This is a genomic window from Bifidobacterium catenulatum DSM 16992 = JCM 1194 = LMG 11043 (assembly GCF_001025195.1).
GTDB classification, from domain to species: domain Bacteria; phylum Actinomycetota; class Actinomycetes; order Actinomycetales; family Bifidobacteriaceae; genus Bifidobacterium; species Bifidobacterium catenulatum.
The window spans coordinates 260,986-275,895 of sequence record NZ_AP012325.1 but is presented as its reverse complement, the minus strand read 5'-3'; the positions used below and the strand labels follow the sequence as shown (position 1 = coordinate 275,895).

Genomic DNA, 14,910 nt, shown 5'->3' with positions numbered 1-14,910 from the left:
AGTGTGGTGCAGGCCCGACCCCTAGGACTATCGGCGCAGGAGTTTGTGAGCCAGATCGCTCACACCGCAACGCAGCTTGTTCACCGGAAGCGTGAACTCGCCCGGCAACTCCTCCACATAGCCGTCGAAGCCCTGCTTGAACTCCAACACGCCACGTCCATCGTCTTCCGGATCGTCGAACACACCCGAAATGCCATAGAAGTTGTACCGCGTCACCCCGCGTTCCAAGCAACGCGACATCATCTCATGCTGCAAGGCGGTGGGCGCGTAGAACTTGGCGTAACGATCGTCGGATCCGCTGGAGAAATACACCAGCTCGCGCTCATGCCACATGAACAGACCTACGGCGACCGGCACCACTTCACCATCACGAGCGATGCGCTCATGCGCGTTCTCGATACGGCGACGTGCGGACTCCACATTCTTCTGAGCCGTATCGAGCTTCTTGCGCACATCATCCGGGTACTTCGTGTGCTCAAGCGAACGCTCCAAGCGTTCCGCGTCTTTCGAGAACTTCGCCAGCTTTTCTTCCCAGGACTGCAAATAGCGGTCAAGATGCACTTCCGCCACCATGAACTCAGCCTTGTCTCCGAACGCATCATATACGCGTTCGAAATAATCAAGGCTACGGTTGACGAAATGCTGGCGTTCGCTACTCAGCTCGCAAATATCGTGGAACACGTTCAGCTCGCTGCGATTCAGGCGTCGAACCTCCACGCCGCTGTTCCGCGCAATCTTGACGTTACGACGCGTGTTCTTCGCATACGAAGCGAGCAGTTCGCCGGCGTTCGAGAACTCTCTCAAGTCCTTGACGTAATTCCAACGGTTCATCAGGGCATCGTACCCTCGGGTGAAGCCAGCATGCTTCCAGCCTAGCCGCTCGTACTCCCGCACCATCTCATCATTGGGTTCGGCCATAGCCTTGCCTTGTGAATCACGAACGCAATACACCTGGTTGGGCCAGCACGTCAGGCTGATGGCGTGAACCCGTTCGGCGACCTCTCGCAAACCGTCGGTCAACGCGGTCATCTGCTCGCCGTCATTCCCATTGCACAACGGACCAAGCCACAACGAACCTTCCACGCCGAAACGCCCTTGCGAAAAAGCCACCAACGCGCCAGCCACCGGAACATCGTGCGAATCCACCAATCCAACGTATTGCGTCTGCATGCCTTCAGATTGTGCCAAAGCCGCCATTTCGGAAGTCTGCTGGAATCCGCCGTACTCGCTCGCAGCGGAAAGGGCGTCAAATTCACCGGCGCTCAGCTCACGCACATTCCATTCAGACGATTCTCGCTCTTGCTCCTCACTCGCATTCATTTCTCGCGCCACAATCCGCACTGCCTTTCGTTATTCAAGCCGACTAAAAGTCCCTTTTCCCAAGGGCGATAACCTAGTCTGACCTGCAGCCGCTGTCAACAGCGTTCACATAACCCTCGCGCGCCTATAAGTCCGCGCCCAGAAATCTCCAAGCAAAGGACGAGCTAGCGGCGCAGGAGTTTGCGTACGGAAGTCTTGAGCTTGAATGCCAACGGGCGCACGGGAAGCACGAACGAACCCATGAGTTCCTCAACATACCCGTTGAAACCTTGCTTGAATTCGAGCACGCCACGGCCTTCGCTGTTCGGATCGTCGAACACGCCGTCGATGCCGTAGAAGTTGTAACGGGCCACGCCACGCTCCACGCACAGATGCAGCATGGCATCATGCTGAATAAGCGCGGAAGCGTAGAACGGCTTGTACTTCTCCACGCTACCCGAGAACAGATACACCGTTTCACGCGCATGTTCCACGAACAGGGAGGCCGCCGCCGGAAGCACGTCACCATCTTTGGCATACTCGGCCGCTTCAGCCAAACGCTTTTCCGCCGCCGCAAGGTTGCGGGACTCTTCCCCTAACTGGCGTCCCGTTTTGGTGGTCGGATGCTCATCGTATTTGGCCTGCAGCGTATCGACCTTCTTCCGCAAGACATCGCGCTTGGATTCCATATCGGCAATGTATTCGCCGATATGAATCTGCGCCACCATGAAGTGGGCTTTGCTGCCATAGGCTTGCTTGAACTTGCGGAAGTAGGCTTCACCGCGATACTCGAAATTACGGCGTTCGGCGGTGGCCTGCTCGATGTCGGCAAACACCTGCAGCTCGTCTTCGCCTAGCTCGCACACATGCACGCCCATGGATGCGGCACGTTTCACACTCCACTGCGTGCGCTTGTCATACGACTTGAGCAGTGACTTTTCGTCGGTAATGCCAGTCAGGTCTTTCAAGTAACGCCAGCGCGGCACCGCAGTGTAGCCGATTGTGAAGCCGTCATGTATGAAGCCGAGGTTTTTCAACGTTTCCACGGCATCATCAGCAGGAGCACCACCTTGGTCAGCTGGCAGTTCGCCGCCGCGCGAATCATGCAGACGGTATGGCATTTCCGGCACGATTTCCATCTGTGCGGAACCTTTCGCCTTCGCGTGCTGCTTAAGTTGGGCCATGAAATATTCGGTCAATTCGCGATCGTGATAGTCGCACAAAGGGCCGTCGTGCACCACACTGAAAGTGGAAAGACGGCTGCGATGCGTTTCGAGCAGCGCTCCCGCAACGATTTTGCCGTTTTCTTGAACGCCAAGGTATTCCACTTCGATTCCCTGGCCGGCACGCAGACGGCCTGCGGCAGAGGTCTGCTGGAAGTTGCCGTCCGCGTGATGCGCGGAAAAATCGTCAAACGCCTCCGGACTCAACGTAACCAGAGAAAATGCTCGCATATGATCATGCCCTTCGTTGTTCGACTGTCAAAATCAATTGCCGTGCGCAACCGGAGCGATGATAGCACGCAAAGAATCCATCAGAAGCATTTGCCAACGCAATCCAACAGCCTCTTCACGCTTGATCATTTCCTTAATGCGGTAGGTTTTTCTCCCTGCAATATGTTTTGCCATGTTTTCAGTTACAAGAAAAGCCCGCGGTGGTTGCACTGCGGGCTTTTAATGGTGCTGACGGTCCACTACTCTAAAGATGAGCTTGTAGAAATACATAGGCGAGATAGCACTCATCGGGCGCCAGGAGGGGACGCGTCAGAGGACTATGTCCGTCAGAAGACTGAAGCCGTCAGAGGACGGTGATTTCGGTAGGGATCACCGGATCGCCCTTCATGAGGCTTTGCGCGCCGATCGGCAGTTCGGCCAGTGCTTGGGCGCGGTAGTTATGCGCGTTGACGATGGCTTCGTGCCCCTGATAGTCGGAGTTGATTTCGCCGTTGGACACGTAGTCGACCAGCAGATCCCTCCAGCCTTCTTCCGGCCGGTATGCGGCAAGCTGCTTTTCGGAACCGGAAATCACATGTTCGCAGTCGGCCAGCGAATACTCGTACGAGCGGAACGCGAGCTTACGGCCTGGAACCGTGGCCTTGTCTTTCGACTTCTTGGCCACCGGCTGCATGTCGCCGGCAGAATTCTCGCGTTCGGTCAGCTTGTACACCATCGCGCAGGTCGGAGCGCCCGATCCGGTGACGAGCATGGTGCCCACACCATACGAATCAACCGGCGCGGTCTGCAGCGACGCGAGCGCATACTCGTCCAAATCGTTGGTAACGGTGATCTTCGTGTTGGTGGCACCCAACGCGTCCAGCTGGTTGCGTACACGCTGCGCCAGCGACGCCAAGTCGCCGGAATCGATGCGTACGCCGCCCAATTCAGGACCAGCCACCTCAACAGCCGTCTTCACAGCCTCTTCAATGTTGTACGTGTCGACCAGCAGCGTGGTGTTCTTGCCGAGCGCGGCGATCTGCGATTCGAACGCGCTACGCTCGTCGTCATGTACCAGCGTGAAGCAGTGCGCGGCCGTGCCAATGGCCTTCAAACCATACATTTGCGCGGCCAGCAGATTGGCCGTGCCTTTGAAGCCACCCACTACGGCAGCGCGAGCTGCGGCAACGGCGGCCCACTCGTTCGTTCGGCGGCCGCCCATATCCATGCACGGGCGATCCTTTGCTGCGCTGACCATGCGGGACGCCGCCGATGCAACCGCGGAATCGTAATTCAGAATGCTCAGCAGCAGCGTTTCCAGCAGCGTGCACTCACCGAACGTGCCTTCGACTTGCAGGATCGGCGAATTCGGGAAGAACATCTCTCCTTCGCGATAGCCTTTGATTGAACCGGAGAAATGGAAATTCTCAAGCCATTTGATGGTTTCAGGGCCTACCACCTTGCGATCTGCAAGAAATTTCAGATCATTATCGTCAAGATGGAAGTTTTCAAGCGCGTCAAGAATGCGTCCTTGCCCGGCGGCCACTCCGTAGTGGCGGCCAAGCGGCAGGTGGCGGGTGAAAATTTCGAATACGCACTTGCGATTGGCAGTGCCATCCCTCAGGCACGCGTCAAGCATGGTGTATTCGTACATGTCGGTCATGAGTGCAGGTGAATAATCCAGCATTTCCAAAGCCTTTCTGACTTTTGGTGAAACTGACCATAAGCGTAGACCTCGCCGCGGCCACACACAAGTTTTCGTTCCATCATACGTGCTTGCATGCCTGTATTACGTAAGATAAACGCGGAAAATGACGCAAAATGGTCGCAAACGATTGCAAACAATTCACGCACCTCAAGACGGGTTTTCGGCTGGTGATACTGTTTTTTCGGAAAATACAAGCGATTGTTGATCGTGTAATCAATCGAAAGCAGAGAAATCAGCGATGGTAGCGATTAAAGACATGTTAGACGGGCAGACGGTAATTCGCGCGGACGGACGTAAGGTGGATGAGCTGCGTCCGGTGCGTATCACCCGTCATTTCACGGATGTTCCGGAAGGGTCCGTGCTTGTGGAATGCGGCAATACGCGCGTGATGTGCACGGCCACGTTCACCGCAGGCGTACCTCGTTGGCGCAAGGACTCCGGTCTGGGCTGGGTCACCGCAGAATATGCGATGCTGCCGCGAGCCACCGCGGACCGCACTGATCGCGAATCCGTGCGCGGCAAGATCGGCGGACGCACGCACGAAATCAGCCGACTGATCGGACGCTGCCTGCGCGGCGTGGTCGACATGAAGGCGCTCGGCGAAAACCAGGTGCAGATCGACTGCGACGTGCTGCAGGCTGACGGCGGCACCCGAACCGCATCGATTACCGGCGCGTACGTGGCGCTCGTGGACGCCATGCGTTGGGCCGAGAAGCACAAGCACATCAGGTCTGCCGACCGCGTGATCAAAGACAGTGTTTCCGCCGTGTCCGTGGGCGTGATTGACGGCAAGCCGATGCTTGATCTGCCATATATCGAAGACAGCAAGGCCATGACCGACATGAACGTGGCCATGACCGGATCCGGCGAATTCATTGAGATTCAGGGCACCGCGGAGCATCGCCCGTTCAACCGCGCCGAGCTGAACACGCTGCTCGATCTGGCGGAAAAGGGCAACAAGGAACTGCAGGCCGCACAGCAGGCTGCGCTCGCACAGGACTGAAACGGACGCAATCCGGACGCAAGCCGACCGTAGGCTGGCCTCGCAAACCGAGCGTAGGCCAGGTAAGCCAGGGCATGTCAGGCAAGCCGACATCAACGAAGCAACGAAAGGAATCAGAACGTGAGAATCATCGTCGCAACCCATAACGAAGGCAAACTCGTTGAAATCAATCGCATTCTGGAAGATTGCCTGAGTGCGGACGTGGCTCAAGTGGAGTTGGTTTCCGCCGGCTCGCTGAATCTGCCGGATCCGGTGGAAGACGGCGTGACCTTCCAAGAGAATGCGCTACTCAAGGCCCGCGACGTGGCAGCGCGCACAGGCTGCCCGGCGATCGCCGACGATTCCGGCCTGATCGTCGACGTGATGGGCAATGCCCCCGGCATTCTTTCGGCACGTTGGTCAGGCAAGCATGGCGATGACAAAGCCAATAATGCGCTGCTGCTCGCGCAGATCGCCGACATTCCGGACGCCAAGCGTACCGCGCGTTTCCGTTGCGCAGCCGCACTGGTGGTGCCGGAAACCGAAGCTGGCGCCGGTGCCGACGGCCGTTATGCGATTGCCAGCGAGACCGTGGAAATCGGCGAAATGCCGGGTGTGCTGCTGCATGAACCTTATGGCGAGTACGGTTTCGGATATGATCCACTGTTCGTGCCCGACGATCAGCCCGCCCGTGCCACGGAAGCGGGCGAAAAACTCACTTCCGCGCAGATGGAACCGGCCGAAAAGAACGCTATTTCCCACCGCGGCAAGGCTTTGCGTGCTCTGCTGCCGTCCGTAGCCACCCTGCTGAAGTAAGAGAAGCAAGACCGACGCGGGGTCGAACAAGCCGTTGCAAAGACAAGACGCAACATTGCTATCAGGTGTGGAACTGTAGTTTACGGTTTCACACCTTTTGTTTGCTGATTTTCACCGGACGTCACCGAACCTCACCGTTTCCGTTCTTCGCCAACCGGACGCCACCGGGCGACACCGATCTCCATCAATCGTCACTAATCTTCACCGATCGTCGGCGCGAAAATCCTTGCCATCGTAGTTCGCCCAATCCGGGTACGGCTCGCCGGTTTCGATACTGCGCTGAATATCGCGGTACAAGTGCAGCTTGCGCAACACATGCATGTACGCTTCTTCCAGCGCGTCCCGCTGCTCCAGAATCGCATGATGCCGTGATTCCAACAATTCCAACATGTCTGCGATATGTGCGCGCTCGTCCTTTTCGTAGGCGAAGAAGCGCTTAAGCTCGTCGATGCTCATGCCCGCATGTTTGAAGCAGGCGATCGCCTTGAGCCGCCCAATATGCGCGTCGGTGTACACGCGCCGCCCCGCATCATCGCGTTCCACATTGCACAGCAGCCCCTGGTCCTCGTAATAGCGCAAGGTTGACGTCTGCACATGGAATCGTTGCGCAACCTCACGAATCGTATATGTCGCCATCTTCCCGTCTCATTTCTACTTTTTCTGCGATTTTGCGATTTCTTGCGATTGGCAATCATCGGAAAACACACTATCGACGATATTTGCATTCAAGTTTACTTGAAGTGCGACGATAGAATCGTTGATAAACTCACGACATGCGCCAACTCAAGCAACACAGCGCACAGCGGAATATGCAAAAGTCTTCAAGGAGGAACAATGCTCGAACCGACCACCGTCTACACGCCGTCACCTACCCGATACGACTCCATGACCTACAACCATGTGGGTGCGAGCGGTCTGAAACTTCCAGCGGTTTCGCTCGGTTTTTGGCATAATTTCGGCGATATTACGCCATACGCCACCATGCGCGACATTGTGTTCACCGCATTCGACAATGGCATCACGCATTTCGACCTCGCCAACAATTACGGTCCCGAACCGGGCAGCGCGGAAAAGAATTGCGGCCGTCTGTTGCACGAATATTTCCATCATCATCGCGACGAACTGATCATCAGCACCAAAGCCGGCTACGAAATGTGGCTCGGCCCCTACGGTGATCTCGGCAGCCGCAAATATCTGCTCGCTTCCCTCGATCAGAGCCTCGAACGCCTCGGCCTTGACTACGTTGACATTTTCTACCACCATCACATGGATTCCTCCACACCGCTCGAAGAAACCATGGGAGCGCTGGCAGCCGCCGTGCAAAGCGGCAAAGCGCTGTACGTAGGCTTGAGCAACTACGACGGCCCGACGCTCGAAAAGGCCACCGCAATCCTCGATGAGCTGCACGTACCGTTCATCATCAACCAGAACCGCTACAACATTTTCGACCGCACTGTGGAACGCAACGGACTGAAGGAAACCGCCAAAAAGCTCGGCAAGGGACTCATCACGTTCTCGCCGCTCGAACAGGGTCTGCTCACGAATCGCTATCTCAACGGCGTGCCCGCAGACAGCCGCATCGCGCATGACGGCCGCTTCCTCAAGGAAAGCGCGTTGACGCCGGAACGCCTGCAGCAGATCCGCGACCTGAACGACATTGCCGCCGAACGTGGTCAGACGCTTGCCGAAATGGCGCTCGCCTGGCTGCTGCACGACGGTTACGTGACCTCCGTACTTGTCGGCGCATCCCGCCCGCAGCAGCTGCTCGACAACATCGGCGCGTTGAAGAACACCACGTTCAGCGACGAGGAACTGCGTCGCATCGACGAGATTTCGTTGCGCTAAACGCGGATATTTCAAAAAGGCAAGCCGACAATAAAACGCGACAGCAATAAAAATCTGCCGAGACAATCTGAATTATCGAAAACAATTTCGATACAGAGACCATTTCGGCAGATTTTTTATATGTAATAGCGTTCGGCAATCTTCAGAAATTTCAGTGAAATTCCAAAATCACCATACGACGAGAAATACGATGAAAAAACGATCAGAAGTTGGAGTTCATCATTTCGTCGTAGATGCGTTTGCAATCCGGGCATACCGGGAACTGCGAAGGATCACGTTTCGGCACCCACACCTTGCCGCACAAAGCCACCACCGGTCGACCGGTGCGACGGGACTCGGCAATGCGATCACGCGAAACATAGTGCGCGAAACGATCCGCATCGCCATTGCCGCCATCATCCAGCTTCGTCTCCTCTTCGGGGCGTTCCAGCACCGCAGTGCCGGTACCCGCGTCGGGATTGGAAAGCGGCGAGACCGGATCAGCCTCGTCAATGAAGCCGTCGCGATCATCGAACATCGAAAATGCCATAATCAACTCCTCAAATACGCCGCAACCGCGGCACCACTGCCTCCATCATAGCCATGAAAACCCACATATTCGCCGACACTTCGCGTAATTTCACGCAATCGCGGTACGCTTGAAGCTATGACAATTGCAGTTTGCCCCGGGTCGTACGACCCAGTGACCGCCGGACATTTGGACGTCATCGAACGTTGCGCGCGTTTTTTCGATGAAGTGCATGTTGTGGTGGCAGTGAACGCGGCGAAAACACCGATGTTTTCCGAAGAGACCCGCGTTGAGATTATCCGTAAGGCGCTTGAAGAGCGGAATTACCGCAATATCAAGGTTGCTTCAACAACCGGACTGATTACTGACTATTGCAAGAAAGTCGGCGCGACGGTCATTGTGAAGGGGCTTCGCCAGAATGGCGATTATGAGGCTGAGTTGGGTATGGCATTGGTCAATCGCAAGCTCGCCGATGTGGAAACGCTGTTTTTGCCGGCGGCGCCCGATTTGGAACATATTTCCAGTTCGATTGTGAAAGATGTGGCACGTCACGGTGGCGATGTGACCGGCATGGTGCCCGATTGCGTGATTCCGCTGCTCGGAGAAGCGCTTAACGATGAAAAGAGGGCATGATGGGTGAAGAAACAAATGCGTACGATCCGGCCGGCAGCCAGTTTGATGACGACGTGACCGCTGAACGCCCAACCGATCGAGCGGCCCAGTCCGGTCAGAAAGCGCAAGCCACGAAACGCGCCACCGAGCCAGTCGAACCGTTGATTTCCATGTCTGATCTGCCGGATTTGCGCAACACGTTCAATCCCAACGCGCCGTTGACCGATTCCGACAATCTGAGCCGCGACGAATTCACCACCGTGTACGACATTATCGACAAACTCGAATCGGCATTGGACGAAGCGAAACCGATACTGTTCTTCCCTGGCAACGTGCGCGTCGACCGCGACGAATTCACCGAACAGCTCGACCAGTTGAAGAAAATGATGCCGGTGCAGCTGGAACGCGCCTCGGCATTGATGCGCGAGTCGGAACGACGTTTGGAAAGCGCGCAGACGCAAGCCAACGCCATCGTCGCTTCGGCGCAATCGCGTGCGGCAGACACGATACGCGAGGCCAACGAGCAAGCGCAATTCCTCGCCGGTCAGGAAAACGTGACCGAACTGGCGCGGCAGAAGGCGCGTGCTATTCTCGACCAAGCGCAAGCCAAGGCCGACCATCTCACGCAGGGAGCCGACAAATACTGCACCACGGTGATGGAAACGCTGCAACAGCAGCTCGGCAAGCTTGGCAACGACGTGCAGGCGGGATTGAACGTACTGTATGATCGCCAGCGCGAAGCGGGCACGCATGTGCCGCATCTTGACGCAAACGACTATCCGGAAAGCTGAATGGAAGGCTGAACATGGCACGTATCGAAGATTCCCCGTGGGCGATTTCCGTGGCGCAGGTCGCCTCGCGAGCCGGGCAAAGCAAGGAGATCGACGCGACTTTCCCCGCACCGAGCGGCATCGGCGATGAGATCGTCGGCGTTGAAGAAGGTGCTGACGTTGCTGTTGTCGGATCATTTGATTCGATTGTTGACGGCTTGATTTTCAGCGCCCGCATCAGCGCCCCCGTGCATGCGGAATGCACCCGTTGCTTGAAACCGATCAAACGCGATTGGACAGTGAACGTCACCTCGTTCTTCCCGTATGAAGACAAGTCCGCAAACGTTGCGTCCGGTAAGGGCGGCAAAAATGGCAAGGGCGGCGCCAAGGAAGAGGAAGTCGACATTATTGCCGGCGAAGACGAGTCGGAAGATTCGTATCCGCTGCTTGAAGGCGGCTCCTGGGCCAATATCGAGGCTTTGCTGCGCGACACGTTGGTTGAGGAACTGCCGCTGCAGCCGTTGTGCAAGCCGGATTGCTTGGGATTGTGCTCGCAGTGCGGTGCCGATTTGAACGAGGAACCGGACCATCATCATGATGTGACCGATATTCGTTTTGCCGCTTTGGAGGGGTTGAAGGCCCAGCTGGAAGGCAACGAATAGACTGCGAGCAGGACTGATTTCGCTTGGTTTTTGTTCGGATTTTGCTTGGATTTTGCAGTTTGTACGGAGCACAAGTTAAGATACTGAACGCTTAAGCTCAATCGTTCGAACGAAACAGAGGAAACACAATGGCACTGCCTAAGTACAAGACCTCGCGCGCGAATACTCATTCTCGCCGCGCAAACTGGAAGGCCAAGGCCGCCCAGACCGTTACCTGCCCGAACTGTGGCGCTCCGGCGCTGCCGCACATGGCCTGCCCGAGCTGCGGCGCCTACCGCGGCCGCGTGTACCGCGAGGCTGTCCGCTCCATCCACACCAAGTGAGTGGCTGTCGAGTAACGGCATAAAGCATTAAAACCCTGCCATCGACGGGTGGCAGGGTTTTTGTATATTTCAGGCTCGCACTTGGCCATATGCCATTTGCACTCACCTGACCATCCCACCTCGCATCCGCCAAGTATCGCATCTACCGAATATCCGCGCATTTCCCTGCATTTCCGCCTCGACATGGGCGGAGAGTAGACTGAACGCGATCGTTGTTTGCATAGCAATCGGCCAGATTTGCTGGCTTGTTGCCACGTACGCAACGTCCCGAACAGCGCGGCGAGCTTCGCCGCCGCATACCCACTACGAAACCGAGGACGATTATGACCCAGAACAACACCGCCGCATCCGCCGTTTCCGAAGGCGAAATGACCGCCAACGCATTGCTTGAAGCACTTGGCACCACGCTCGAACCCGACCTGCTGGTCGAAGCGCTCACCCATCGATCCTTCTCGCACGAGAATCCGGGCGCAAAAAACTACGAACGTTTGGAATTCCTTGGAGATGCCGTACTTGAGCTCGTCTCCACGGAAACCCTGTACAAGGCGCACCCCGACATGAACGAGGGACAGCTTGCGAAAATGCGCGCGAAAGCCGTTTCCGAGGAATCCTTGAGCAAAATCGCCCGCGAAAAGCTCAACGCAGGCCCATACATTCTGCTCGGTCATGGCGAAAGCGATCAGGGCGGCGCTGATAAAAGCTCGATTCTGTGCGATATCGTCGAATCGTTGATCGGTGCGACGTTCATTCAGCATGGCATTGACGAGGCACGTCGCGTTGTGCATCATCTTGTTGACGAAACGCTTGCGGAAGTCGCGACGGAAGGCCCAGCCCTCGATTGGAAAACCTCGCTTACCGTCAAAGCGCATGGAATGGGCTTCGGCGAACCTCGTTACCAGATGTCGGTTTCCGGTCCGGAATATGCGCAAGTGTTCACTGCGAACGTCATGCTGGGCGAAAGCGACGAAATAATCAGCACCGGCACAGGCACCAGCAAGCGCAAGGCGCAACTCGCCGCAGCCGAAGAAGGTTGGAAGGCGCTAGACAATCGCAAGCCTGAAGCACAAAACGTCCGTAAGCATCGCAAACATCATCACAAGCACAGCGGCGGCGAAAGTAACGGCAGCAACGGCGAAAGCAACGAAAGCGCCAACAAGTAGCCAAAACAGCCAACAAGCGGCCGCAAATCCACCCTCTCATACCACTGCGGAACGCAATGCGCCAGAATATGGCACGAATCCGGCATATTCTCCTGTCAGCCGATAGCATAGACTGATTATTAGCGAAGGATTGCGATTCGCAAGTCGCCACAAGCGATTGCGCCGCTTTCCGATGATAGGGTTCGGCTGATTGCGTGCACCGAAACGCGGCAGCACACCCCCGTAAGAAAGTTCCACGAGCGAATATGAGAGGGAACATGGTGTTACCTACGCCCCTGCAGGCATTCAGCGGCATGCCCAAGGCAGCCGCAACCACTGAAAAGCAGACCATTGTTGACGGCGAGAAGATGACCGGCGCCGAAGCGCTGGTACGTTCGCTGGAAGATCTGGGCGTCAAGGATGTTTTCGGCGTTCCAGGCGGCGCGATTCTGCCGGTATACGATGCGATCAACGATGAAACCAGCTTCCGTTTTGTGCTGATGCGCCACGAACAGGCCGCAGGTCATGCGGCTGAAGGCTATGCCGTATCGACTGGTCAGGTCGGCGTGTGCATCGTCACGTCCGGCCCGGGCGCCACGAACATGATCACCCCGATCGCCGACGCGAACATGGATTCCGTGCCGATGGTGGTCATCACCGGCCAGGTTGGCGTGAACGCCATTGGCACCGACGCCTTCCAGGAAGCCGATATCGTCGGCGCAACCTACCCAGTGGTCAAGCACTCCTATCTGGTCACGCGTGCGCAAGATATTCCGCGCGTGCTCGCCGAAGCGCACTATGTGGCACGTTCCGGCCGCCCCGGCCCGGTGGTGGTTGACATCACCAAAACCGCACAGATCGGCGATATGTACTATTCGTGGCCGCAGCGCATGATTCTGCCCGGCTACAACCCCACCACGAAGGCTCACGGCCGTGTGCTTTCCGACGCTGCGAAGCTGTTCGAGCAGGCGTACCGTCCGGTGCTGTATGTGGGCGGCGGCGCGGCCCGTTCCGATGCCGGCAAGCTCGTGCAGGAGCTGGCGGAAGTCACGAACGCTCCGATCGTCACCACGCTGCCCGCACGCGGTGTTGTGCCTGATTCCGATCCGAAGGTGCTCGGCATGCTTGGCATGCATGGCACGATCGCCGCTACCGGTGCCGTACAGCGTTGCGATCTGCTTGTTGCGATCGGTGCCCGTTTCGATGATCGTGTAACCGGCAAGCTTGACGCTTTCGCTCCGGGTGCACGTGTGATTCACATTGATATCGATCCGGCGGAAATCGGCAAGAACCGTCAGCCGGATGTGCCGATCGTTGGCGATGTGGCAACCGTGCTGAAGGATCTCATTCCGGAAATCAAGCGCGAGCAGGCCGTGCATGGCAAGCCTGACACTTCGCATTGGTGGGAGATCATCAACGATTGGCGTGAAAAGTACCCGATCAAGTGGGATGAGCCGACCGATGGCTCGCTCGCTCCGCAGTGGGTCATCAAGCAGCTTTCCGACTTGGCTGATCCTGACACGATTTGGGTTACCGGTGTGGGCCAACATCAGATGTGGGCTACGCAGCTCATCGATTTCGAGAAGCCGCATTCTTGGCTGAGCTCCGGCGGCCTTGGCACCATGGGTTACGGACTGCCGGCCGCCATCGGCGCTCGTGTTGGTTCCGAACGTTTCCATGAGGGCGAGAAGCCGGTGTGGCTGATTGACGGTGACGGTTCCTTCCAGATGACTTCTGAAGAGCTTGCAGCCGCGTTCCACGATCACACACCGGTCAAGATCGCACTGCTGAACAATTCCGTGTATGGCATGGTTCGTCAGTGGCAGACCCTGTTCTACGGCGAGCATTATTCCGCCACCAATCTGATGGATGGCGAGAATACGCCGGAGATCGTGGATGTTCCTGATTTCGTGAAGCTTGCCGAAGCGTACGGTTGCGTCGGCATGCGTGCGTTTACGGAAGAGGAAGCCGTCGAAGCAATTAAGAAGGCCAACGAAATCAATGATCGCCCGGTGCTTATCGATTTCCGCGTGTGGAAGGACGCTATGGTGTGGCCGATGGTCGCAGCTGGCGATTCCAACGACAATGTCACCTATATGCCCGGAATCAAGCCGCTGCAGCGTCCGAAGGCCGCTGCCGACAACGAGTAAACGAGCAAACGAGTAAGTAGTAAGGAAGGGTCTACCAATGTATCCTGCATCTCAGCCGGGTTCCAAGCGCCATACGCTTTCTGTGCTCGTCGAGAACCGTCCGGGCGTGCTGGCGCGTATTGCCGGCCTGTTTGCCCGTCGTGCGTTCAACATCAACTCACTGTCCGTCTCCCCCACCGAGCGCCCTGACATTTCCCGCGTCACCGTCACCGCCGAAGTGGATGAGGTACCGCTTGAGCAGATCATCAAGCAGCTCAACAAGCTGCTGCACGTGCTGAAGATCGTGGACCTCGATCCGGAAACCACCGTGGAGCGCGAGCTGGTGCTCATCAAGGTTGCCGCCGACGAATCCAACCGTTCCGACGTGCTGGAGATCGTGCGTCTGTTCCGCGTGCGCGTGGTCGATGTGAATCCGGAATCGCTGACCATCGAGGCCACCGGTGCCGAAGGCAAGATCGACGCGCTGCTGGGGCTTTTGGAGCATTACGGCATCATCGAGCTGGTTCGTTCCGGTGCGGTCGCCGTGACGCGCGGCCCGAAGGCCTTGAGCGAAAAGGTACTCGGCTCCGAAATCACCGGTCGCTGATCAATTCGGCATTCAGCCTCACCGCAAACCTTATAGGGCTTTCTCGTTTTCCCGCGGGAAAGCCCTTTTTGTTGGAA

Annotated in this window: 16 protein-coding genes; 10 read left to right on the top strand and 6 right to left on the bottom strand. The window is 57.0% G+C overall.

The features are described from left to right. Window positions 1–27 precede the first annotated feature (27 nt). From BBCT_RS01065 to BBCT_RS01055, 4 genes are all read right to left on the bottom strand, one after another. Window positions 28–1,320 carry an aminoacyltransferase gene (locus BBCT_RS01065; protein ID WP_003836156.1) on the bottom strand — a complete coding sequence of 431 codons (1,293 nt, stop codon included), beginning with the start codon at window positions 1,318–1,320 and terminating at the stop codon, window positions 28–30. 164 nt (window positions 1,321–1,484) lie between these two features. After that, window positions 1,485–2,753, bottom strand: a complete 1,269-nt coding sequence (locus BBCT_RS01060; RefSeq protein WP_003836159.1) for an aminoacyltransferase — start codon at window positions 2,751–2,753, stop codon at window positions 1,485–1,487. A gap of 33 nt (window positions 2,754–2,786) precedes the next feature. Further along, on the bottom strand, window positions 2,787–2,927 hold the full coding sequence (locus BBCT_RS09080; protein ID WP_003836161.1) for a hypothetical protein: 141 nt from the start codon (window positions 2,925–2,927) through the stop codon (window positions 2,787–2,789). A gap of 169 nt (window positions 2,928–3,096) precedes the next feature. Then, complete coding sequence (locus BBCT_RS01055) at window positions 3,097–4,419, bottom strand: nicotinate phosphoribosyltransferase (RefSeq protein WP_003836162.1); 1,323 nt, start codon at window positions 4,417–4,419, stop codon at window positions 3,097–3,099. A 259-nt stretch (window positions 4,420–4,678) separates the two neighbouring features. Here BBCT_RS01055 and rph point away from each other — a divergent pair, with 259 nt between their 5' ends. Together rph and BBCT_RS01045 are read left to right on the top strand one after the other, a co-directional pair. Then, the gene (rph, locus tag BBCT_RS01050) at window positions 4,679–5,443 is read left to right on the top strand and encodes a ribonuclease PH (RefSeq protein ID WP_003836164.1); all 765 of its coding nucleotides are present in this window, start codon (window positions 4,679–4,681) and stop codon (window positions 5,441–5,443) included. Window positions 5,444–5,563: 120 nt separating this feature from the next. Next, window positions 5,564–6,238 carry a non-canonical purine NTP pyrophosphatase gene (locus tag BBCT_RS01045; RefSeq protein ID WP_003836166.1) on the top strand — a complete coding sequence of 225 codons (675 nt, stop codon included), beginning with the start codon at window positions 5,564–5,566 and terminating at the stop codon, window positions 6,236–6,238. Window positions 6,239–6,439: 201 nt separating this feature from the next. On the opposite strand, the gene BBCT_RS01040 is transcribed toward BBCT_RS01045, so the two are convergent. Then, window positions 6,440–6,874 carry a MerR family transcriptional regulator gene (locus BBCT_RS01040; protein ID WP_003836168.1) on the bottom strand — a complete coding sequence of 145 codons (435 nt, stop codon included), beginning with the start codon at window positions 6,872–6,874 and terminating at the stop codon, window positions 6,440–6,442. 198 nt (window positions 6,875–7,072) lie between these two features. On the opposite strand from BBCT_RS01040, the gene BBCT_RS01035 reads away from it, so the two are divergent. Next, a complete protein-coding gene (locus BBCT_RS01035; protein WP_033512593.1) occupies window positions 7,073–8,083 on the top strand; it encodes an aldo/keto reductase in 1,011 nt (336 codons plus the stop codon). A 202-nt stretch (window positions 8,084–8,285) separates the two neighbouring features. Here BBCT_RS01035 and BBCT_RS01030 read toward each other — a convergent pair whose 3' ends face one another. Continuing rightward, a complete protein-coding gene (locus BBCT_RS01030; protein WP_003836174.1) occupies window positions 8,286–8,612 on the bottom strand; it encodes a DUF3039 domain-containing protein in 327 nt (108 codons plus the stop codon). Window positions 8,613–8,729: 117 nt separating this feature from the next. Here BBCT_RS01030 and coaD point away from each other — a divergent pair, with 117 nt between their 5' ends. The 7 genes from coaD (at window position 8,730) to ilvN (ending at window position 14,833) form a co-directional block, all read left to right on the top strand. After that, entirely contained in the window at window positions 8,730–9,224 is a 495-nt protein-coding gene (gene coaD, locus BBCT_RS01025; protein ID WP_003836177.1) for a pantetheine-phosphate adenylyltransferase, read from the top strand. Further along, complete coding sequence (locus tag BBCT_RS01020; RefSeq protein WP_003836179.1) at window positions 9,221–9,994, top strand: ATP synthase subunit B family protein; 774 nt, start codon at window positions 9,221–9,223, stop codon at window positions 9,992–9,994. Before coaD ends, BBCT_RS01020 begins: the two co-directional genes overlap by 4 nt. A 14-nt stretch (window positions 9,995–10,008) precedes the next feature. Further along, window positions 10,009–10,635: a YceD family protein gene (locus BBCT_RS01015; RefSeq protein WP_003836180.1), complete on the top strand. Its 627-nt coding sequence runs from the start codon at window positions 10,009–10,011 to the stop codon at window positions 10,633–10,635. 128 nt (window positions 10,636–10,763) lie between these two features. Next, window positions 10,764–10,958, top strand: a complete 195-nt coding sequence (gene rpmF, locus BBCT_RS01010) for a 50S ribosomal protein L32 (protein ID WP_004220165.1) — start codon at window positions 10,764–10,766, stop codon at window positions 10,956–10,958. 323 nt (window positions 10,959–11,281) lie between these two features. Beyond that, on the top strand, window positions 11,282–12,118 hold the full coding sequence (gene rnc, locus BBCT_RS01005) for a ribonuclease III (protein WP_003836185.1): 837 nt from the start codon (window positions 11,282–11,284) through the stop codon (window positions 12,116–12,118). 257 nt (window positions 12,119–12,375) lie between these two features. Then, the gene (locus BBCT_RS01000; protein WP_128805847.1) at window positions 12,376–14,247 is read left to right on the top strand and encodes an acetolactate synthase large subunit; all 1,872 of its coding nucleotides are present in this window, start codon (window positions 12,376–12,378) and stop codon (window positions 14,245–14,247) included. 37 nt (window positions 14,248–14,284) lie between these two features. Continuing rightward, entirely contained in the window at window positions 14,285–14,833 is a 549-nt protein-coding gene (ilvN, locus tag BBCT_RS00995) for an acetolactate synthase small subunit (protein WP_003836191.1), read from the top strand. Window positions 14,834–14,910: the final 77 nt, after the last annotated feature.